Source organism: Pedobacter sp. 05T44 (assembly GCF_056395985.1).
The window spans coordinates 180,058-199,614 of the sequence record NZ_JBFTKO010000003.1 but is presented as its reverse complement, the minus strand read 5'-3'; the positions used below and the strand labels follow the sequence as shown (position 1 = coordinate 199,614).

The following is a 19,557-nucleotide window of genomic DNA, read 5'->3' as shown; positions in this document are numbered from 1 at the left end:
ATATTTTTTATTCTAAACAAATATAGAAACTACTGCCTAAGCACCAAGTTAATTATTGAGTTCTAACTCCATAATGACAAAGTCGATACCGTTATTTGTAGAAAATTTGTCTGTTTGAACGAAGCCGAATTTGTTATAAAAAGGGATGGCCGAAACGCGCGCATTGCACCATAGCTTTGCAGCTCCAAGGGATTTAACATAGTTAATTATATGATCCAATAATAATGATCCATATCCTTTTCCCTGCGACTCCACAATTGTCGCGAATTTTCTGAATTGATAAACATTGCCCGAATTGAACAAAGAAACTATAGAAGTTAGTTGGTTATTTGCAAATAGCCCAAAATGGATTCCATCATTATCATTAGCCAACTTTATAGCATCAAGAGGTAGGTCTGGATACATAACTTCATGTCTTATCCTCCAGGTTAAATCAGGTCTGATTTGTTCAATTTGAATTTCCTGCATCAATGTTAATCTTTATTTTACCACTATAAAACTTGTATATGCAAATGTTTAGAACAATAACGGCCCCGCATCCCCAGCAGAATAATGGCCACTTACCCTGTTCCCAAAGCCATAAACCTAAGGCGGAACCAAAAGATGCTCCAACAAAGCTCACAGACATAAACACAGTGTTTAAACGATTACGAGCTTCCGGTAGTATAGCATAGATCCGGGTTTGATTGGTTACATGGATAGCTTGCTGACCAATATCTATTAAAATAATACCAGCTACAAATAGGTAAAGGTGGCTGCCGGTAAAGTAAAAGGCAGCAATGCTAAGTAATTGCAGAATTAACCCGACCAGCAGATTCTTACGAGGGTTTTGGCCACCACTAAACTTTCCAACTAATGGCGCGGCTAAAGCTCCTGCAGCACCAGCAATGCCGAAAAGACCTATCTGCAGCGTTTGAAGATTAAATGGGGGATTGGCAAGGAATAATACCATCGTTGTCCAGAACGCGCTGAGTATAGAGAAAGCCAGAAAGTTTATAATAGAAGCTTCGCGTAGTACGGGCTCAGTTTTTATGTAATACCACATAGATGACATTAATTCATTATAAGTGCCTTTAAATGACGGTCTGCTTTGTGGAAAGCGTCTGGCCATAAGCAGTAATAAAAGGAAACATATGCCAGCAGCCATAAAATAAACTGTTCTCCATCCCCATAAAAATCCTATACTTCCACTAACTGCTCTTGATGCAAGGATGCCAATAAGTAAGCCGCTCATAATTATACCTACCGTAGGACCACGATCTTGGTCTGAACTAAGATTTGCAGCCATTGGTAAAACAAGCTGAGGAATAATGGAGCTTGCGCCAATTAATACACAAGCAATTTCCAATAATAAGAAGGAGTGGGCAAAAGCTGCCAACAGCAATGCCCCAATAGCAAGACATGTTATTAAAAGTATTTGTTTCTTCCTTTCAAACATATCACCCAAAGGAACCAATAGAAATAGTCCTAGGGCATAGCCAGCTTGTGTTAGGTATGTAATTTTACCGGCATGGCTCTCTGTTAAACCAAACTCTTTAGCGATTAAAATAACCAGAGGCTGGCAGTAATAAATATTTGCCACGATAAGCCCTGTACAAAAGGCCATCAATAGCACATCAGTACGACTAAGTTTCATTTATAGAGGGATATTTCCGTGTTTTTTACGAGGTCTGTTTACAACTTTGTTCTCTAACATTTTAAATGCCTTTATTAGTTTAGACCTGGTTTGGGCAGGTTCTATAACCTCATCTACAAAGCCACGTTCTGCGGCTCTGTAAGGATTAGCAAAAATATCTGAATAGAGCTTTTCTTTCTCCAGCCATTTTTCTTCAGGGTGCTCTGCGCTGGTAATTTCCTTCTTGAAAATTATTTCGGCAGCACCTTTTGCACCCATAACTGCAATTTCTGCAGTAGGCCATGCATAGTTTAAGTCGGCTCCAATATGTTTAGAGTTCATCACATCATATGCACCACCATAGGCTTTTCTTGTAATTACAGTAATACGGGGTACAGTTGCTTCACTAAAAGCATATAATAATTTAGCGCCATTGGTAATAATTCCATTCCATTCCTGGTCTGTACCTGGCAAAAAACCGGGAACGTCCTCGAAAACAAGCAATGGGATATTAAAGCAGTCGCAAAAGCGTACAAATCTGGCGGCCTTTGTTGAAGCATGATTGTCCAATACCCCAGCAAGATAAGCAGGCTGATTAGCAACAATACCTATACTTCTTCCTGCCAAGCGGATAAATCCGACCACAATATTTTCTGCATAATCTTTATGTACTTCTAGAAAGCTATCTGTATCGGCCACTTCGCTTATTATAGACCTAACATCATAAGGCTGATTCGAATTCTCGGGCATAATGCCATTAAGAGATAAACGACTTTCATCAGTCAAAGTATAGGGCAATTGCAATGGGATCTCTTCACAATTCTGAGGCATATAACTCAGTAATCTCTTAACATGATTAATGGCATCTAATTCATTTGAGCACGCAAAATGAGTTACACCCGATTTTGTAGCATGAGTAGATGCACCACCAAGTTCTTCAGAACTTACCTCTTCGTGGGTTACAGTTTTAACAACATTTGGTCCTGTAACAAACATGTACGAGGTATTCTCTACCATTAAAATAAAGTCGGTAATGGCAGGCGAATATACTGCGCCCCCAGCACAAGGTCCCATTATTGCTGAAAGTTGTGGGATAACTCCTGATGCCTGAACATTTCTATAAAATATATCGGCATAACCGCCTAAAGAAACCACACCTTCCTGTATCCGCGCACCACCACTATCATTTAAGCCAATCAGGGGAGCTCCGTTTTTCATGGCCATGTCCATTATTTTGCAGATCTTTTCGGCATGTGTTTCAGAAAGAGAGCCGCCAAAAACGGTAAAATCCTGTGAAAACACGTAAACTAGCCTGCCATTTATGTTTCCATAGCCAGTTACAACACCATCCCCTAAATATTTTTCCCGTTCCATGCCAAAATCAACACTTCTATGGGTTACCATCATGCCAATTTCCTCAAAGGAATTCTCATCCAATAAAAAATGGATTCGCTCTCTGGCCGTTAGTTTTCCTTTTTTATGCTGACTTTGAATTCTCGCTGCACCGCCACCTTCATTCGCTTTTTTTATTTTGTCCTGAAGTACATCTATTTTATTCTTCATTTTAAACACTAATAATTTTAATTATTTACCAGCGATACTGTAATCTGGTAGTAAACACATCATCTTTTAAGTCGGCCGTATAGTCTGGCAACTTAGTCGCATCGTTAACAACGTGCTCGTTGTACAATGTAAGTTTAAATCTTGAATTTATTAGATAGGTCAGGCCATAACCAAGGGTGCTAAATTTAATATCACCAGCTGAAGTATTGTTGCCTGCAATGCCAATTTCCGATTCACTTATTTCTCTGTTTGGGTCGTACACATCATAAGATACCAGTGCAGTAAACTTACTTTTTGCAATCTGCTGGGTTAACCATAAGTAATAACCAGAAAACTGGCGTAGATATAGGTCTGTTGCTGGTTGTGCAGAGAAACTAGTACTGGCAACTGGACCTAATATGCTGGCAGTAGCAGCTACCCCAGGTTGTGTTCCTTGAAGATATTCAGCTTTAAATATGGTTCGGCCAAAAGTATTGTCGTATTGAAGCTGTAAGTTACCTCCATAATATTCGCGTTTACCAAAGTAGCCAACATTGTCGGGGCTTGTGTTTTTTTGAAATCCAGATCCTGTAGCAGAGTAATAATTTTCAGTATCGTTACGTACCCAACCTTCATAGATAGATGCTCCAAAGCCTATATGAAGTTTTTTATTTGCCAGACTGTCGAATTTAAAACCAAGGTTGCCTATAATATCTTTTCTTGAGTCATAATCTCTGGCATTGTATCCGCTTCCATTTATTACAGCTAACTCTGCTGTCAGAAAATTAAATATTTTACTGGGGTGATAAGTAACCATGGCACCAATATCACGCTCCCTTGGCATCAACGTTTGGAAAACTCTCGCTCTTTCAGGGAAATCTCTATATCCCGAGGAGTAAACAATAGAGTGACCAAAGGGGCGGTTAAACAAACCAGCAGTTAACAATAGTTCCTTTGAATCAGGTTGATGCAACTGTATAAAGGCGTCCATTAATTGAATGCCATTTTGCGTAGCATCTATTTGGAAAACAATGCTCGAATACTTATCAGCCCTGTCAATTTTCAATCTACCCCTGCGAATCATGAAACGACTGTCGGAGTTTTTTGAGAAATCTCCGCCCGAAAAGGAGGAAATGCCACCAGATTGAGCTTTTTGAAATTGTGTTTGCAGATAGCCTGTTATCGCAATTTCATGAGGGTCATAAGTTGAGGGAGCATTATTACTTTGGGCAAAAAGGACAACCGGATAAAGAAATATCAGGCTTAACAGTGTTTTTTTCATGAATGAGTAAAAAAGAATTTTGATCGCCTAAATTACGGTAAATGAAGCATTTTTCTTTAAAATGGCTTCAGATTTTTAAAAAATAGAAGTCCAAAATATGATAAAGCAACAACTAAATTACATTTTTTTTACATGATAATTTGTAAATAAGCAATGTTTGGAGCTATTTTTGGAGAGTTAGGTGAAAGAATAAAAACAAATGTTTCTAAGAAAGTACCGTATATTAATAGTTATTACCTTCTTAAGTATCTTCTCGGCGAAGATGGTAATTTCCGGTGCGCCTGTATTTTTTAGTCATATTGATAAGAACATCATGATTTCTGTAATCATGCAAATCGAAGCCGAACATAGCAGTGATGGAGATCCGGGAAAGGCAAAAGTAAAGCTCTTTGATTATAAGATTGACTTTCAGCACGACTACGTATGGTCATCTGTCCTACATCTTTACGGTATAAAGAATAGCTTTATAGATAATTTCAAACGGTATTTCGATCCATTCCATCCGTCTGTACCCACACCGCCTCCTAACCTGAGCTAATTTATTATGTGTTACCACCCAAAGGGGGAGCGGTATGCAATTTTTAAAAATTAGTTTAAAAGATTAAAACATAGTTTTATGCAAAGTGGAAACTCAATCTTTTCAAGATTGGAAGTGAAGAAATATATATTAAAAAAGAATCTGAAGCGTGATTTGCCATCCAGTATTGTGGTATTTCTTGTTGCTCTCCCCCTATGTTTAGGGATAGCTTTAGCCTCAGGTGCACCTCTGTTTGCGGGTCTTATAACAGGTATAGTTGGTGGCGTTGTAGTTGCCAGCTTAAGCGGATCACAATTAAGTGTTAGTGGGCCTGCGGCTGGATTAACCGCAATCGTTCTGGGAGCTATCAGCCAATTGGGCGCTTATCAGACCTTTTTACTTGCAGTAGTTTTGGCAGGTGTAATTCAGATAATACTTGGATTGTTAAAGGGCGGAACTATCGGTAATTACTTCCCCTCAAGTGTAATTGAAGGGATGCTTGCCGCAATCGGATTAACCTTGATACTTAAACAACTTCCTCATGCGCTCGGGGTAGATTCAGATTTTTTTGGTGATGAAAGTTTCTTCCAAAAAGATAATGAAAATACATTTTCAGCCATTAGTGGGGCATTAGGCCATTTTAGTCTGGCTGCTATTGTAATAAGTGTATTGTCAATTTTAATCTTGGTCTTTTGGCCAAAATTTAAAAAATTAAGTGTTGTTCCCGCTCCCCTGGTAGTGGTAGTAATAGGAGTTGTGCTTACAATTGTTTTTCAGGGCGGGAATTATGCTTTGGAAGCAAAACAAATGGTAGAGATTCCAGTTGTGAACAGCTGGTCGGAATTTACGGGTTTATTTGCCGCACCAGATTTTTCACAGATAACGAATGGAAAAGTCTGGGTTGTTGCTGCAACAATTGCGGTGGTTGCCAGTCTTGAAACGCTATTAAGTATTGAAGCGGTAGACAAGATAGATCCAATTAAGCGTGTATCGCCTACAAATAGGGAACTGGTTGCTCAGGGTACAGGAAACATGGTTAGTGGTTTGTTAGGCGGATTGCCTTTAACATCGGTAATTGTAAGAAGCTCTGCAAACGTAAATGCAGGTGGAAGAACAAAGATGTCAGCTATTTTTCATGGAGTATGGTTGCTTTTATCCCTGCTTTTTATACCGGGTATTATCAATATGATTCCTTTGGCATGTCTGGCTGCAATTCTATTGGTAACAGGGTATAAATTAGCACGTATAGAGCTTTTTAAACATATGTACCACAAAGGCTGGGATCAGTTTGTCCCGTTTGTAATTACTATTGTAGCTGTTTTGCTAACAGATTTGTTAAAAGGTGTTGCAATAGGTATGCTGTTCTCAATATTCTATTTATTACGTACCAATATGCGTAATCCATACTTCTACAAAATACAGGAAGAGGGTAATAAAAAGAACTTGAGAATAAAATTGGCCGAAGAAGTATCTTTCTTAAACAAGGCTGCCATTCAGGTGGTATTAAATAAAATACCTAAAGAAACTAACGTGATCATTGATGGATCCAATTCACGGTATATAGACCCCGACGTATTGGAAACCATTTTTAATTATAAGCACAATGCTTATACAAAGGGTATTATTGTAATTTTAGAAAATATTAAAGAACAATATACCGTGCCAAAATTGAACAATAAAATCATTGAAGAAATTAATAATTAAATTATTATGTGCGCGAAATTAGAAAAACAACATACAGATCAGATTACTTATGATAGCTTATTAAATGGAAATAAAGAGTGGGTTGCTGAGACTCTTAAAGAAGACCCCCTTTTCTTTGAACGCCTCTCTGCAGGTCAAGCTCCGCCTGTATTGTGGATAGGTTGCTCAGATAGTCGTGTGCCGGCTAATCAGATCACGAACACAATGCCTGGTGATATCTTTGTACACCGCAATATTGCAAACGTGGTTACGCATACAGATATGAATTTGTTAAGTGTTCTGGATTATTCAGTTAATGTTCTTAAAGTAAAACATATAATTGTTTGCGGTCACTATGGCTGTGGGGGTGTAAATGCTGCACTTGGAGATAAACAAGTGGGGTTAATTGACAACTGGTTAAGAAACATTAAAGATGTGATTCGCATACACGAGCGTGAAATGTCGACCATTAAAGATCCACAAAAGAGGTCTGACCGTTTAGTGGAGTTGAATGCCATAGAGGGAGCTGCAAATGTGATGAGTACTTCAATTGTACAAAACGCATGGGCATCGGGTCAGGAACTTGGTGTGCATGCCTGGGTTTATAGTTTAAAATCAGGTTTAATCACCGATTTAAAAGTAAGTGCTTCAAGTGCTGAGGATATTTCTCCGGTATTTAAAATGAATACAGAAAAATAACTTTTCAATTGAGCTAAAGGCTGATTTACTAAATAAAAAAACTCCCGGCGATGAGCCGGGAGTTTTTTTATTTAGTATCTATCCTAAAAATGGATAACGATAATCCTTTGGTGGATCAAAAGTTTCCTTAATAGTACGAGGAGAAACCCAGCGCAATAGATTAATCATTGATCCGGCTTTATCATTTGTACCCGATCCTCTGGCACCACCAAAAGGCTGCTGTCCAACAACAGCACCGGTGCATTTATCATTAATATAGAAATTACCGGCAGCGTTTCTTAAACGTTGAGTAGCCTTTTCTATCGCGTAACGATCCTGGGCAATAACAGCACCTGTTAAGGCATAAATAGAAGTAGTATCTATAATGTCCAGAACTTTATCAAAATCTTTATCCTCGTAAACGTATATTGTTAATACAGGGCCAAAAAGCTCTTCACACATTGTGGTATATTTTGGATCTTTAACAACAAGAACTGTGGGCTCAATAAAGTAACCTTTAGATTTATCGTAATTTCCTCCTGCAATAATCTCTACAGATTTGTCTTGCTTGGCTTCATCAATATATTTAGCCAGTTTATTGAAAGATTTCTCGTCAATAACTGCATTAATGAAATTACTGAAATCTTCAGTTCCACCCATTTTAAAGGTAGCCAGATCACGGATCATTAAATCCTTAATCTCAGGCCATACGGTTTTCGATACATAAACGCGAGAGGCAGCAGAACACTTCTGACCTTGATATTCAAAAGCACCACGAATAATTGCTGTACTTGATATTTCCGGTTCTGCAGAACCATGAACAAGGATAAAATCCTTACCACCGGTTTCTCCAACAATACGCGGATAGGTTTTAAATTTATGAATGTTATTACCAATAGTTTTCCAGATGTTTTGGAAAACTGCAGTAGAACCAGTAAAGTGAATTCCGGCAAAGTCAGGGTGACTAAAAATCACTTCGCCAGCTTCAGGTCCATCAACATAAACAAGGTTGATCACACCATCAGGTAATCCCGCTTCTCTGAATATCTGCATTAATACATTAGCTGCAAAAATTTGAGTATCTGCTGGTTTCCATACCACAACATTCCCCATCATAGCTGCTGATGTAGGAAGATTCCCTGCGATGGCAGTAAAGTTAAACGGGGTTAAAGCAAACACAAAACCTTCCAATGGGCGTTGCTCAACTCTGTTCCAAGATCCTTTAGGCGAAACAGGGGGTTGCTGCTTATAGATTTCAGCCATATAGCTAACATTGAAACGAAGGAAATCAATCAGCTCACATGCCGAGTCAATTTCAGCCTGGTAAGCATTCTTAGACTGCCCAAGCATTGTTGCAGCATTTAATTTATAACGATACGGACCTGCAATTAAATCGGCTGCCTTCAGAAAAATTGCAGCACGATGTTCCCACGCCAAATTTTCCCAATCAGCTTTAGCTGCCAAAGCAGCATCAATAGCTTGCTTTACGTGGTTTTTATTTCCAATACTATATTTACCCAATACATGTTGATGATCGTGCGGAGGGGTAACCTTTCCTTTAACTTCTGTATGCACTTCCTCAACACCAATATACATCGGTATCTCAATTTGTTTGGAACGGGCATCGGCTAAAGCGGCCTTTAAAAGTTCACGTTCTTTACTCCCTGGTGCATAACCCAAAATGGGCTCATTTACAGGAGCGGGTACGTTAAAAAATCCTTTAAGCATGTTATAATAAGTTATTTTTACAAAGGTAAACTTTTATTTATTACACAGGTAAATGGCAATCCGTATAAACGTGATAAAATGCGAGGTAATAATTCTTATTTTTGAAACGGCACATGATTAAATACCTCAGATTATTATTACTTCCGTTTTCTGTCCTCTATGGCTTAGTAGTTCTCATCAGGAATAAGCTATACGATACAGGTGTGTTTAAGCAAACAAATTTTGACTTACCAGTGATATGTGTAGGGAACCTTGTTGTTGGGGGGTCTGGCAAAAGTCCGGTAACAGAGTACCTCGTAAATCTGTTACCTGATAAGCGTATTGCCATCCTAAGTAGGGGGTACGGCCGTAAAACTAAAGGATATATCCTTGCAGATGCAAACTCAAATGCAGAAACAATAGGCGACGAACCAATGCAGTTTTACAACAAGTTTCCAACAGTTACTGTTGCAGTTTGCGAAGACAGGGTAACCGGTATTAATCTTTTAAAAAGTAATCACGATATTATAATACTGGACGATGCTTTTCAGCATAGGAGTGTAAAACCCGGTTTTAACATCCTTCTTTTTGAATATCAAAAACTACTAAGTCCGCAATTTTTGCTTCCTGCCGGAAATTTAAGAGAACCTTTTTCTGGATATCATCGGGCACAGGCATTGCTGGTTACCAAAGGACCAGAAAAGATAGATGTGCATCAAAAGCAAGCTTGCTTAAATAGGTTTGATGCACCAGCAAAAGAAAAGCTATCCTTTTCTTTTTTAACTTATGGTAGCCTTACAAACCTTATTTCAAAAGAACAGCGGCCTCTATCCTCAATTTCAGGTACTACTTCTGTATTCTTATTAACCGGGATAGCTAACCCTTTACCTTTGTTAACTCAGTTGCAAAAATATACGCAGCGTATAGATCACCATGACTATCCTGATCATTATCGCTTTACTTTGCAAAATATTCAGCAACTTGTAAATGCCTTTAAGAACGATCCTTCAGAAGAAAAAATAATAATAACAACAGAAAAAGATGCACAACGTTTATTAGATGATGTATTAAAAGAATTACTTTTAAATTTGCCTGTCTTTTATTTGCCTGTTAAAATAACATTACAGGAAGAAGATAAAGCTACATTTGATCAAAAGATTTTAGATTATGTTTCAAGCACTACACGAAACCGTTGAATATATAAAACGAAAAACTGATAATTTTCTTCCGGAAATTGGAATTGTTTTAGGAACTGGCCTTGGTGGTCTTGTTAACGATATAGAAGTTGAATACCAGTTGATGTATTCTAATATTCCTAATTTCCCAATCTCGACACTCGAATTTCATACCGGAAAGCTAATCTTCGGAAAGCTCAATGGCAAAAAAGTAATTGCAATGCAAGGAAGGCTTCATTATTACGAAGGCTATTCTATGCAGCAAATTACTTTCCCGATCAGGGCAATGAAAGCTTTAGGGATAGCCCACTTATTTGTTTCAAATGCTGCGGGATCGTTAAATCCGGAATTTAAAAAAGGCGACTTAATGGTGATCAATGATCACATCAATTTGCAGCCAGAGAGTCCTTTACGTGGTAGTAATGATTCGGACATGGGACCTCGTTTTCCCGACATGAGTCAGCCTTATAATAGAGCATTAATAAAGCAAGCAATTAATATTGCTAAGGACAACAACATTAAGTGCCATCAAGGCGTTTACATTGCCGTAACAGGACCCAATTTAGAAACTAAAGCAGAATATAATTATTTGAGAATTATTGGAGGCGATGCTGTAGGGATGAGTACTGTGCCCGAGGTTATAGTAGCCAACCACATGACCATCCCTGTATTTGCAATTTCTGTTTTAACGGATGAGGGATTCCCTGAAGTACTTGAACCGGTTAGTCTTGAAGAAATAATAGAAACAGCAAAGATAGCCGAGCCTAAAATGACAAAAATATTGAGCCAGTTAATTTCAACTTTATAATGTATAAAAACATTGCCTTTCTTGTTTTTTGCTTTGTCATCTTCGGTGGTGCACAATTGTTCGCGCAGGATTTAAAAACTACCGTTAATGATAATAAGGAGATGGACTCCTTAAGAAAGAAAGAAGAAGAAGGAAGAGATTCTATAGTATTCACCTCAAGATTTATCAGATATACTACCCTTAAACTTACAAAGGATAGCATACAAACTATACCTCTGGACACAACACTAACAGGCTTTCAAAATTTTAACATACTTATACACCCAAGAACACCAACAGTTGGGGTTGGTAACTTAGGCCTGGCCGCCAGACCAATGCTTTTTGAACCGTCTAAAACAATAGGTTTTGACATTGGTATGCACTCGCTGGATTATTACGCAATGACGCACGACGATGTTAGGTATTACCAGGCAAGAACACCATTTACCAGTCTTTATTATGTTAGCGCCGGCGAAGCTGAGCAAGTTTTTAAAGTAATACACTCCCAGAATATTAAGCCGAACTTTAATGTGGGCCTCAATTTTAATAGGATAGGGGCAAATGGTTATTACAGAAGGCAAAGGGGAGACGACCTGAATGGCGCGCTCTTTAGCTGGTACCAATCGCCAAACAAAAGGTATAATCTATGGGCTAGTGTAGTGTTTAATACCCTTAAAACTCAAGAAAATGGATCCATCCTTAATGATTCTATTTATACAGGTACAAACAATTCTGTAGATAAACTTACAGAACCTGTTAGGCTGCAAACTGGTAAACGAATATGGCGGCAAACTGGTTTTATGCTTAAGCAGACCTATTTTGTGGGGCGGATAGATAGCGTTGCCCAGGAAATAACAAAAAAAATACTCCCAACAAACAAGATATCCTATACTTTAAAGTATGATGCAAATTCCTATGCATTCCAAAAGGATGAGGGCTTTACTTCAGAACGTGTCAGGGAATCTGTTTTCCCAAATGGTATTGGTTTGGCAGATACTACTTTCACTAATGACAGTACAAGATATACCCACATACAGAATGAGTTTATCTACAGCTTTTTCCTTAGGGCAAAAGGAAGTTCAATTATCAAAAATGAGCTAAAGCTCGATGTAGGTATAAAGCACGACTTTTATAATTATAACCAGCTGGTGCTTTATCGAGACCGAACCCGGTTTTATGATTATTCAGCTACTTTCCAAAATGTTACTTTGTTGGGTAATGCGGGCTATCGGTTAAGTAACAAAATAGATTTTAATGTCGATTTACAACAAATCTTTCAAGGACGAAACGTAGGTGATTTTTTATACGAAGCCAAAAGTAACGTGCTGTTAAGTAAATCTGTTGGTCGTATAGTTCTAGGTGCTTATTTTCAAAACAAGTCACCCGAAGAAACCTATACCAATTACTTTGGCAACCACTACCGTTGGGAAAATAATTTCGATCGTACTAAAACCATCAACCTGTCCTTTAATTTTATCAACGAAAAATTTGGGTTTGATGCAGGTGCACAGTACTATTTAATAGATAAGTATCTTTATTTTGGTCAGGATGACAAAGGCGGAATAGAACCACTTCAGTTAGGTTCCTCCATAAACCTCTTTAAAATAACTGCAGGTAAAAAATTCAGATTCGGTAAGTTTAATCTGGAGAGTTATGTTGTTTACCAAAAAACAGATAATCCCGATAAGTTACGTACTCCTGAAGTTTATACCTTCAATAGTTTTTATCTGGATCATACCTTTTTTAAGGTGTTAAAAACCAATGTCGGTTTCGATGTCCGTTACAACACACCATACAAAGCATACTCGTATTCAACTGCAACTGGCCAGTTCTATATTGGTAAAGATGTAACGTTTGATACCACGCCAATTGTAGATGTATGGGTTAAAGCAAGTTTAAGAAGAGCTAACCTTTTTGTGAAATGCGATTATGTAAACCAGGGCTTACTTTATAAAGGATATTATACAGTTGATCGCTATCCAATGCCAGACCGTTTATTATTCAAATTTGGAGTAAGCTGGAATTTCTACGATTAAACTATTGATGAGCGGTTGTTTTAAAGCTATCGTCGATGACGAGGTGAACGATTACATGTTGTTATCACTAAGTCTTTTGCGGTTTCTTTTTAGCAGCCGGAAACAAAACATTGTTTAAAATTAACCTATAACCCGGTGAATTAGGGTGCAGATTTAGATCAGTTGGAGGATCTCCAACCGCATGCTGATAATCTTCCGGATCATGTCCACCATAAAAAGTAAACTGCCCTTTACCAATCTCGCCGTTTAAATAGCGTACCTCTTCGGCGCCTTTATTTTCACCAAGAACCGTAACACTTGGCTTTACAAAACGTTTCTTAAATGCAGTGGTTTGGCCCATAAAACCCTTAATTACCTTATCATGGTTTTGAGTGAGCATAGTTGGCACAAGATCCCATTTTGCAGAAAAATCAAACAGTGTAAAAAAATCATTAGCCTGTGTAAGCGTTCTGGTTTGAGTAGCATCTATATCAGAAAATTCGTAATTATTAGGGTTCTCATCAAGCTTAAAATCCTTAAAAGCAAAGGTGTTATTAAAATTAAGTTTACTTTGAGCCTGCGGATCGGCCCCGTCGCCATCAAACATACTTTCACAAATGTCAACACCTTCGGCGCTCAATGCAATGTCAAAACTATCAGTACCCGAACACATTGCAAAAAGAAATCCACCTCCAGTACAGAACTCCTTTATCCGTTTAGCTACAGCCAACTTCAATTGAGATACCTTAGTAAAACCATTTCTTTTTGCAGTAGCTTCTTGATTTTTAACATCTTCACGATACCAGGTCGCATTTCTAAAAGCACTCCAGAAGCGACCATACTGGCCGGTAAAATCCTCGTGATGCAGGTGCAGCCAGTCATATGCTGACAATTTATCCTTTAAAACATCATCATCATAAACCACATCGTAAGGAATTTCAGCATAGGTAAGCACCATAGTAACCGCATCATCCCATGGTAATTTACTTTTAGGCGAATAAACCGCTATTTTTGGGGCTTTTTCAAGCTTCACCATTTCCATATTTACTTGTGGGTCGCTAATCTCATTTAAAATAGATGTAACCTTTCCGTCGGCAAGTATCTGATAAGAAACCCCCCTGGTTTTACACTCGTCTTCAATAGCCTTGTTATAGCCAATTAAAAAACTGCCACCTCTGTAATTTAAGAGCCAGCTAACATCCGCCTTTTGCTTAATGCCCCAATATGCTATACCATAAGCTTTCAAATGGTTTTTTTGGTCCTCATCCATGTAAATAAGAATAGACGATGCCTTAGCAGCTATTGTAACTACGAGTAAAAAAAACAGAAGGCCAAATTTTTTCAAGCTTAAAATCATGTGGTTGTATCAGTGAGTACGAATGTATATTTTTTGCATACCAATATAAAATTATAATGTACATATAACGCTTTTAGTATAAATTGCATATAAAAACTATTTTATCTAAGTTTGGCGTTTACAAAAAACAACATGAGTAAAGCAATAATTAAAACAGAGAAAGGGAACATGACTGTTCAGTTTTATGATCAGGATGCACCAAATACAGTTGCTAACTTTAAAAAATTAGCTAACGAGGGATTTTATGATGGGGTTATATTTCACAGAGTAATTCCAAATTTTGTGGTTCAGGGTGGAGATCCTACCGGAACTGGTGCAGGTGGCCCGGGTTATAAAATTGATTGTGAGCTTTCTGGAGAGAACCAATATCATGACCGTGGTGTTTTGTCAATGGCACATGCTGGCAGAAACACAGGAGGATCGCAGTTTTTTATCTGTCATAGCAGAGATAATACTGCTCACCTTGATAGAAACCACACAGTATTCGGTAAAGTAATAGAAAATGTCGATATTGTTGATGATATTAAACAAGGTGACAAGATTTTAGGAATAGAAGTAATAGAGGATTAATATGAATTTAAGAGGAATAGTAGCAGTATCTGGGAGACCGGGGCTATTTAAACTAGTAGGGCAAAATAAAGGTGGATACGTTCTTGAGAGCCTTGATGCTCAAAAAGTTAAAATTGTAGCCAATATTACTACAACTAAACTTGCATCATTAGAAGACATTACCATTTATGGCGAAGATGAGGATCTGAAGCTTGTGGATGTTTTGGCTAACATTGCTGCGGCTAAAGGAAACGTTCCTGATGCAAAAACAGACGCAAACGCTTTAAAAGCATTCTTTAAAGAAGTTGCGCCAGATCATGATGAGGAAAAAGTATACACCTCTGATATGAAAAAGATTGTTACCTGGTACCATTTATTAAAAGAGCTGCCTTTGTTCTCAGAGGATGCCCCATCAGTAAGTGCAGAGCAGGAAGCTTTAAAGGCTGAAGAAAAAATCGATAAGAAGCCAAAAGCTACGCCAAAACCAGCAAATGCAAAAGCACCGGCTAAAACATCACAGCCAGCTAAAAAAGCAAGCATGACCAGTAAAAAAGGTGTGTAGTTAGTGAATTACAATATGATATAAAGAGCCCGATTAACGTTAATGTTGATCGGGCTCTTTGTTATTTTAAGCCAGATACCAGATCAGTAAAAACGCTATTGCCGATATAACTATGGCAATAATATAACTTAAACGATCCTTTCTTCTGTCGCTTTTAAACTTATAATTTCTTTTATATTCTGATGGTAAGCGCATAATAAATCTCCTTTTAATAATGATGAGAGCGGGATTAAATTTCCATAAAATTAATACAGATTATTCATGGTGATATGGTTCTCCTTTTAATATACTAAAAGCCCTGTATAGCTGCTCTACAAAAAATAAGCGTACCATTTGATGAGAGAAAGTCATATCAGAAAGCGACATACTCCCGTTGGATCTTTTATAAACAGACTCATCAAACCCATAAGGTCCACCTATTACAAATACCAAATGCTGAACACTTCCAATCATCTGTTTGTTCAAATAATTTGAAAATAGTACAGAAGTATATTTTTTTCCTTTCTCGTCAAGCAAAATTACAGTATCCGGATTACTGATGTGTTTTAACATCATTTCAGCTTCCTTTGCCTTTTGTTGCGCCTCACTTAGATTCTTAGTGTTTTTTACATCAGGAATAACGATCATATTAAACCCTATATAATGTTTTAGCCGGTTTAAATACTTCTCAATACCTTCAATAAGATATTTTTCTTCTGTTTTTCCTGTAACAAGTAGTGTAATCTTCATCTAATTAGCGGCGTAATAATCAATTCCCTATATTTATCAAACTGGGCCGAAGCAAAACAGTTCAATGGAGAAAAATACAATGATAAGAACAAAAGATAGCATTTTAAACGATTACAGAAATAATGTAGCAAGTCAGCAAACTCAGATCGATGGCCTCAAGAGCAAGCTTAATAAAATATCATTCTCCCGTTTGGGTCTGTTTATTGCCGAAATAATAATAATAGCGCTCATCATAAATATTGGTTTTTCGTGGGTGTTAATAGCGCTAACTATTATACCGGTAATCTTTTTTATGATTTTGGTAAAAAAGCAAATTGCAGTACAACAAGAGCTAACCTACGCCGAACAACTTTTGTGGGTTTACCAAAATGAAGTGAATCATATTACTTCAAATACCAATGGATATAGTGATGGAGAGTGCTATAGCAACGAATACCATCCCTATTCATCAGATTTGGACATTTACGGGCAAGGAACTTTGTTCTCTTATATCAATCGTTGCAATACAAATAATGGCTTAAATATCCTTGCAGAAAATCTGGGTCGACCAAATGGAAAGGACATCATTTTGCAGCGACAAGAAGCTATCGCCGAAATGACTGAACATATAGATAAAACTTTTCACTTCCGGGCCGAATTACAAAATCACAAACCCGGTCAGCTTGACGTTATTAAGGATAAACTGGAACATCAGCTGCCCAATCAGCTAAAGTTTACTCACAATAAAACGCTTCAATTATATGTAAAAATAGGGCCTTTTATTACTTTTGGGGTGCTTATACTTGGCGCAATATTCGGTGGTCATGTATGGAAAATATTTGGCCTTGTAGCCTTATTTAATATGTCACTCATTTTCTTCAACCTGAAATACATCAACCTGGTTTATTATGGATTTACAGGGGGATCAAATTTATTAGACTCCTTCTCTGGCACAATAAAGTGGACAGAAGAAATTACCTGGAAAAGCACCTATATTAAAGATTTTTTTAAGGGAAATGATAGCGACGGCATAACAAACGATCCTGTAAGTAAACAGATCAAACAACTATCATCCATCATTAAAGCATTTGATAACAGGCTTAACCCATTTGTAGGCTTTTTTTTAAACCTGTTTCTGCTCTTGGATCTAAAATGCTCATTCGATTTAAATAAATGGTATATAAAATCATCAACTAACTTGGTAGGCGGCCTGTATAGGATTAGTCAGTTCGAAGAGTTGATTTCGTTTGCCACACTTACCCACAATCAACCAGACTGGAGCTTCCCTACAATTGCTGATAATTTTAACTTAAAGGGCATTGAATTAGGACATCCCTTAATTCACGAAAGAGAGCGTGTAGTAAACGATTTTAGTCTGGGCGCCCATCCTACAGTTGATATTGTTACAGGCTCAAATATGGCAGGGAAAAGCACATTTCTGCGTACAGTTGGTATTAACATGGTGCTCGCATTTGCAGGCGCGCCCGTTTGCGCTAAAGAAATGTCGCTTTCTATATTTAAAGTACTTTCCTATATGCGTATCAAAGATTCTTTGAACGATCATACCTCAACCTTTAAAGCAGAACTCAACAGGCTAAAAATGATACTCGATGCCATCAATGTTTCGGCAAATTCATTTGTGCTGATCGATGAAATGCTTAGGGGAACAAACAGTAAGGATAAATATCTTGGATCTAAAGTATTTATAGAAAAATTAATTGCACAAAGCACACCTGCACTGTTTGCTACTCACGACTTACAACTCTCAGAAATGGAAGCAGATCATGGCGATAATGTAAGGAACTATCATTTTGATATTCAAATAGCAGAGGATGAGATGGAGTTTGATTACAAGTTGAAACATGGCCCTTGCAAAACTTTTAATGCGGCCCTGTTACTCAAACAAATAGGCTTAACATTAAGTTAATACCATAATGCCATATTGCCTTTAATAACTGCAGGTATGATTAAAGCATCTGATTTTGGTGAGGATTTTTTATGGGGTGTGGCGGTAGCTGCAGCCCAAATTGAAGGTGCTTCTGAGAGCTATGGCAAAGGGCCATCTATTTGGGATACTTTTTCTAAAAGATCAGGTAAAATAAAAAAAGGGCACGACCCCAAGCATGCCTGCGACTTTTACCATAAGTACAAAGAAGATATAGCCCTTGTTAAAACACTTGGCTTCTCCGTTTTTCGATTTTCAATAGCCTGGTCCAGAATTCTTCCTTATGGGAAGGGAGCTATAAATAAAGAAGGAATTCTTTTCTACCATAAAGTGATAGATGAGTGCCTGCTAAATGGGCTAATTCCTTATGTAACACTTTACCACTGGGATTTGCCAGATGCGCTGGAAGATGAGGGCGGGTGGACTGCTTATAGCATCAATGATTCCTTTAATAACTTCGTATCTATATGCGCCAAAGAGTATGGTCATAAGGTTAAGAACTGGATAGTTTTGAATGAACCTTTCGGTTTTACTTCACTGGGATACATGTTAGGAGTACATGCGCCCGGAAAAACGGGCTTAACCAATTTCTTTTCTGCCGTTCATCATACCGCAATAGCACAAGCCGATGGTGGCCGGATATTAAGAGCCGAAGTGCCCAACGCCAACATTGGAACAAGCTTCTCTTGCTCTGAAGTTATTCCGTATACGCAAAGCGATGCCGATATAACTGCCGCTAAAAGAATTGATTGTTTGATGAACAGGTTATTTATTGAACCTACATTGGGAATGGGTTATCCAGGAGCAGATTGGGATTTGATGGAGAAATTTTCGATTCAGCATTCTACCTGGCGACATACTAAGAGACTAACTTTTGACTTCGATTTTATTGGTCTACAAAATTATTTTCCCTTAACCATTAAATACAACGCCTTTATCCCTGTTTTGCAGGCATGGGAAGTTAAAGCTAAAAGCAGAAAAAAACCACATACTGCAATGGGATGGGAAATAAATGCCGATAGCTTTTACAATATCATTAAGCAATTCGCTTCTTATCCGGGTATTAAGAAACTAATGATTACTGAAAATGGAGCAGCCTATCATGATAAGGTATCGGGTAATCATGTTCATGATCCGGAACGCATAGCTTATTTTCAGCTTTATCTGGCGGCCCTCCTAAAAGCCAAAAGTGAAGGGTTAAATATTACAGGTTACATGGCCTGGACATTAATGGATAATTTTGAATGGGCCGAGGGTTTTAATGCCCGTTTTGGTTTAGTACATACAGACTTTAAAACTCAGCACAGAATCATAAAAGATTCCGGGTTCTGGTTTCAGCAGTTTTTGGCATCCGATTTATAAATCAGCAATAGTAAAGTCGTGTCTGGAGTTTCTTATAATTCATCAGAAGTTCATTTCATTGTGACTTGACAGG

General features: G+C 37.8%; 18 protein-coding genes. 10 read left to right on the top strand and 8 right to left on the bottom strand.

Annotated elements, in window-relative coordinates; all coding sequences use genetic code 11:
- Positions 1 to 48: 48 nt before the first annotated feature.
- The 4 genes from AC1DDK_RS07705 to AC1DDK_RS07690 are packed head-to-tail and all read right to left on the bottom strand — an operon-like array spanning position 49 to position 4,439.
- A complete protein-coding gene (locus tag AC1DDK_RS07705) occupies positions 49 to 468 on the bottom strand; it encodes a GNAT family N-acetyltransferase (protein ID WP_337717210.1) in 420 nt (139 codons plus the stop codon).
- A complete protein-coding gene (locus tag AC1DDK_RS07700) occupies positions 449 to 1,636 on the bottom strand; it encodes an MFS transporter (protein ID WP_337717208.1) in 1,188 nt (395 codons plus the stop codon). The genes AC1DDK_RS07705 and AC1DDK_RS07700 overlap by 20 nt, the downstream gene beginning before the upstream one ends.
- Positions 1,637 to 3,178, bottom strand: coding sequence for an acyl-CoA carboxylase subunit beta (locus AC1DDK_RS07695; RefSeq protein ID WP_172661506.1), 1,542 nt, complete (start codon positions 3,176 to 3,178; stop codon positions 1,637 to 1,639).
- Between the two features lie 25 nt (positions 3,179 to 3,203).
- Positions 3,204 to 4,439: a porin gene (locus AC1DDK_RS07690; protein WP_288882908.1), complete on the bottom strand. Its 1,236-nt coding sequence runs from the start codon at positions 4,437 to 4,439 to the stop codon at positions 3,204 to 3,206.
- 199 nt (positions 4,440 to 4,638) lie between these two features.
- Between AC1DDK_RS07690 and AC1DDK_RS07685 the strand changes: the two genes are divergently transcribed.
- From AC1DDK_RS07685 to AC1DDK_RS07675, 3 genes are all read left to right on the top strand, one after another.
- A complete protein-coding gene (locus AC1DDK_RS07685; protein ID WP_048907414.1) occupies positions 4,639 to 4,977 on the top strand; it encodes a hypothetical protein in 339 nt (112 codons plus the stop codon).
- 78 nt (positions 4,978 to 5,055) lie between these two features.
- Positions 5,056 to 6,660: a SulP family inorganic anion transporter gene (locus tag AC1DDK_RS07680; protein ID WP_172661504.1), complete on the top strand. Its 1,605-nt coding sequence runs from the start codon at positions 5,056 to 5,058 to the stop codon at positions 6,658 to 6,660.
- Between the two features lie 6 nt (positions 6,661 to 6,666).
- A complete protein-coding gene (locus tag AC1DDK_RS07675; RefSeq protein ID WP_172661503.1) occupies positions 6,667 to 7,338 on the top strand; it encodes a carbonic anhydrase in 672 nt (223 codons plus the stop codon).
- 78 nt (positions 7,339 to 7,416) lie between these two features.
- Here AC1DDK_RS07675 and pruA read toward each other — a convergent pair whose 3' ends face one another.
- Positions 7,417 to 9,045, bottom strand: a complete 1,629-nt coding sequence (pruA, locus tag AC1DDK_RS07670; protein ID WP_172661502.1) for an L-glutamate gamma-semialdehyde dehydrogenase — start codon at positions 9,043 to 9,045, stop codon at positions 7,417 to 7,419.
- Between the two features lie 113 nt (positions 9,046 to 9,158).
- Between pruA and lpxK the strand changes: the two genes are divergently transcribed.
- The 3 genes from lpxK to AC1DDK_RS07655 are packed head-to-tail and all read left to right on the top strand — an operon-like array spanning position 9,159 to position 13,022.
- Complete coding sequence (gene lpxK / locus AC1DDK_RS07665; RefSeq protein ID WP_288882910.1) at positions 9,159 to 10,220, top strand: tetraacyldisaccharide 4'-kinase; 1,062 nt, start codon at positions 9,159 to 9,161, stop codon at positions 10,218 to 10,220.
- On the top strand, positions 10,192 to 11,007 hold the full coding sequence (locus tag AC1DDK_RS07660) for a purine-nucleoside phosphorylase (protein ID WP_288882912.1): 816 nt from the start codon (positions 10,192 to 10,194) through the stop codon (positions 11,005 to 11,007). The genes lpxK and AC1DDK_RS07660 overlap by 29 nt, the downstream gene beginning before the upstream one ends.
- The gene (locus AC1DDK_RS07655) at positions 11,007 to 13,022 is read left to right on the top strand and encodes a putative porin (RefSeq protein WP_337717206.1); all 2,016 of its coding nucleotides are present in this window, start codon (positions 11,007 to 11,009) and stop codon (positions 13,020 to 13,022) included. Before AC1DDK_RS07660 ends, AC1DDK_RS07655 begins: the two co-directional genes overlap by 1 nt.
- A gap of 67 nt (positions 13,023 to 13,089) precedes the next feature.
- Here the strand turns inward: AC1DDK_RS07655 and AC1DDK_RS07650 are convergent, their stop codons facing one another.
- Positions 13,090 to 14,271, bottom strand: a complete 1,182-nt coding sequence (locus AC1DDK_RS07650) for an asparagine synthetase B (protein WP_216854405.1) — start codon at positions 14,269 to 14,271, stop codon at positions 13,090 to 13,092.
- 219 nt (positions 14,272 to 14,490) lie between these two features.
- Here AC1DDK_RS07650 and AC1DDK_RS07645 point away from each other — a divergent pair, with 219 nt between their 5' ends.
- Positions 14,491 to 14,928, top strand: a complete 438-nt coding sequence (locus AC1DDK_RS07645) for a peptidylprolyl isomerase (RefSeq protein ID WP_172661497.1) — start codon at positions 14,491 to 14,493, stop codon at positions 14,926 to 14,928.
- Between the two features lies 1 nt (position 14,929).
- Positions 14,930 to 15,469 (top strand): DUF5606 family protein, encoded by a 540-nt coding sequence (locus tag AC1DDK_RS07640; RefSeq protein WP_172661496.1) that lies wholly within the window; start codon positions 14,930 to 14,932, stop codon positions 15,467 to 15,469.
- A gap of 66 nt (positions 15,470 to 15,535) precedes the next feature.
- Here the strand turns inward: AC1DDK_RS07640 and AC1DDK_RS07635 are convergent, their stop codons facing one another.
- Both AC1DDK_RS07635 and rlmH read right to left on the bottom strand, forming a co-directional pair.
- Positions 15,536 to 15,664 (bottom strand): hypothetical protein, encoded by a 129-nt coding sequence (locus AC1DDK_RS07635; protein ID WP_288882917.1) that lies wholly within the window; start codon positions 15,662 to 15,664, stop codon positions 15,536 to 15,538.
- Between the two features lie 60 nt (positions 15,665 to 15,724).
- Positions 15,725 to 16,198 carry a 23S rRNA (pseudouridine(1915)-N(3))-methyltransferase RlmH gene (rlmH, locus tag AC1DDK_RS07630; RefSeq protein ID WP_172661495.1) on the bottom strand — a complete coding sequence of 158 codons (474 nt, stop codon included), beginning with the start codon at positions 16,196 to 16,198 and terminating at the stop codon, positions 15,725 to 15,727.
- A gap of 64 nt (positions 16,199 to 16,262) precedes the next feature.
- Here rlmH and AC1DDK_RS07625 point away from each other — a divergent pair, with 64 nt between their 5' ends.
- Together AC1DDK_RS07625 and AC1DDK_RS07620 are read left to right on the top strand one after the other, a co-directional pair.
- Positions 16,263 to 18,104 (top strand): MutS-related protein, encoded by a 1,842-nt coding sequence (locus AC1DDK_RS07625; protein ID WP_288882918.1) that lies wholly within the window; start codon positions 16,263 to 16,265, stop codon positions 18,102 to 18,104.
- Positions 18,105 to 18,140: 36 nt separating this feature from the next.
- Positions 18,141 to 19,484, top strand: a complete 1,344-nt coding sequence (locus AC1DDK_RS07620) for a GH1 family beta-glucosidase (protein WP_172661494.1) — start codon at positions 18,141 to 18,143, stop codon at positions 19,482 to 19,484.
- Positions 19,485 to 19,557 lie beyond the last annotated feature (73 nt).

Bases quoted from the DNA above. Each gene is read 5' to 3' on its own strand.
- AC1DDK_RS07705 (WP_337717210.1), bottom strand. From the start codon at position 468: ATGCAGGAAATTCAAATTGAACAAATCAGACCTGATTTAACCTGGAGG.
- AC1DDK_RS07700 (WP_337717208.1), bottom strand. From the start codon at position 1,636: ATGAAACTTAGTCGTACTGATGTGCTATTGATGGCCTTTTGTACAGGG.
- AC1DDK_RS07695 (WP_172661506.1), bottom strand. From the start codon at position 3,178: ATGAAGAATAAAATAGATGTACTTCAGGACAAAATAAAAAAAGCGAAT.
- AC1DDK_RS07690 (WP_288882908.1), bottom strand. From the start codon at position 4,439: ATGAAAAAAACACTGTTAAGCCTGATATTTCTTTATCCGGTTGTCCTT.
- AC1DDK_RS07685 (WP_048907414.1), top strand. From the start codon at position 4,639: ATGTTTCTAAGAAAGTACCGTATATTAATAGTTATTACCTTCTTAAGT.
- AC1DDK_RS07680 (WP_172661504.1), top strand. From the start codon at position 5,056: ATGCAAAGTGGAAACTCAATCTTTTCAAGATTGGAAGTGAAGAAATAT.
- AC1DDK_RS07675 (WP_172661503.1), top strand. From the start codon at position 6,667: ATGTGCGCGAAATTAGAAAAACAACATACAGATCAGATTACTTATGAT.
- pruA (WP_172661502.1), bottom strand. From the start codon at position 9,045: ATGCTTAAAGGATTTTTTAACGTACCCGCTCCTGTAAATGAGCCCATT.
- lpxK (WP_288882910.1), top strand. From the start codon at position 9,159: ATGATTAAATACCTCAGATTATTATTACTTCCGTTTTCTGTCCTCTAT.
- AC1DDK_RS07660 (WP_288882912.1), top strand. From the start codon at position 10,192: ATGTTTCAAGCACTACACGAAACCGTTGAATATATAAAACGAAAAACT.
- AC1DDK_RS07655 (WP_337717206.1), top strand. From the start codon at position 11,007: ATGTATAAAAACATTGCCTTTCTTGTTTTTTGCTTTGTCATCTTCGGT.
- AC1DDK_RS07650 (WP_216854405.1), bottom strand. From the start codon at position 14,271: ATGGATGAGGACCAAAAAAACCATTTGAAAGCTTATGGTATAGCATAT.
- AC1DDK_RS07645 (WP_172661497.1), top strand. From the start codon at position 14,491: ATGAGTAAAGCAATAATTAAAACAGAGAAAGGGAACATGACTGTTCAG.
- AC1DDK_RS07640 (WP_172661496.1), top strand. From the start codon at position 14,930: ATGAATTTAAGAGGAATAGTAGCAGTATCTGGGAGACCGGGGCTATTT.
- AC1DDK_RS07635 (WP_288882917.1), bottom strand. From the start codon at position 15,664: ATGCGCTTACCATCAGAATATAAAAGAAATTATAAGTTTAAAAGCGAC.
- rlmH (WP_172661495.1), bottom strand. From the start codon at position 16,198: ATGAAGATTACACTACTTGTTACAGGAAAAACAGAAGAAAAATATCTT.
- AC1DDK_RS07625 (WP_288882918.1), top strand. From the start codon at position 16,263: ATGGAGAAAAATACAATGATAAGAACAAAAGATAGCATTTTAAACGAT.
- AC1DDK_RS07620 (WP_172661494.1), top strand. From the start codon at position 18,141: ATGATTAAAGCATCTGATTTTGGTGAGGATTTTTTATGGGGTGTGGCG.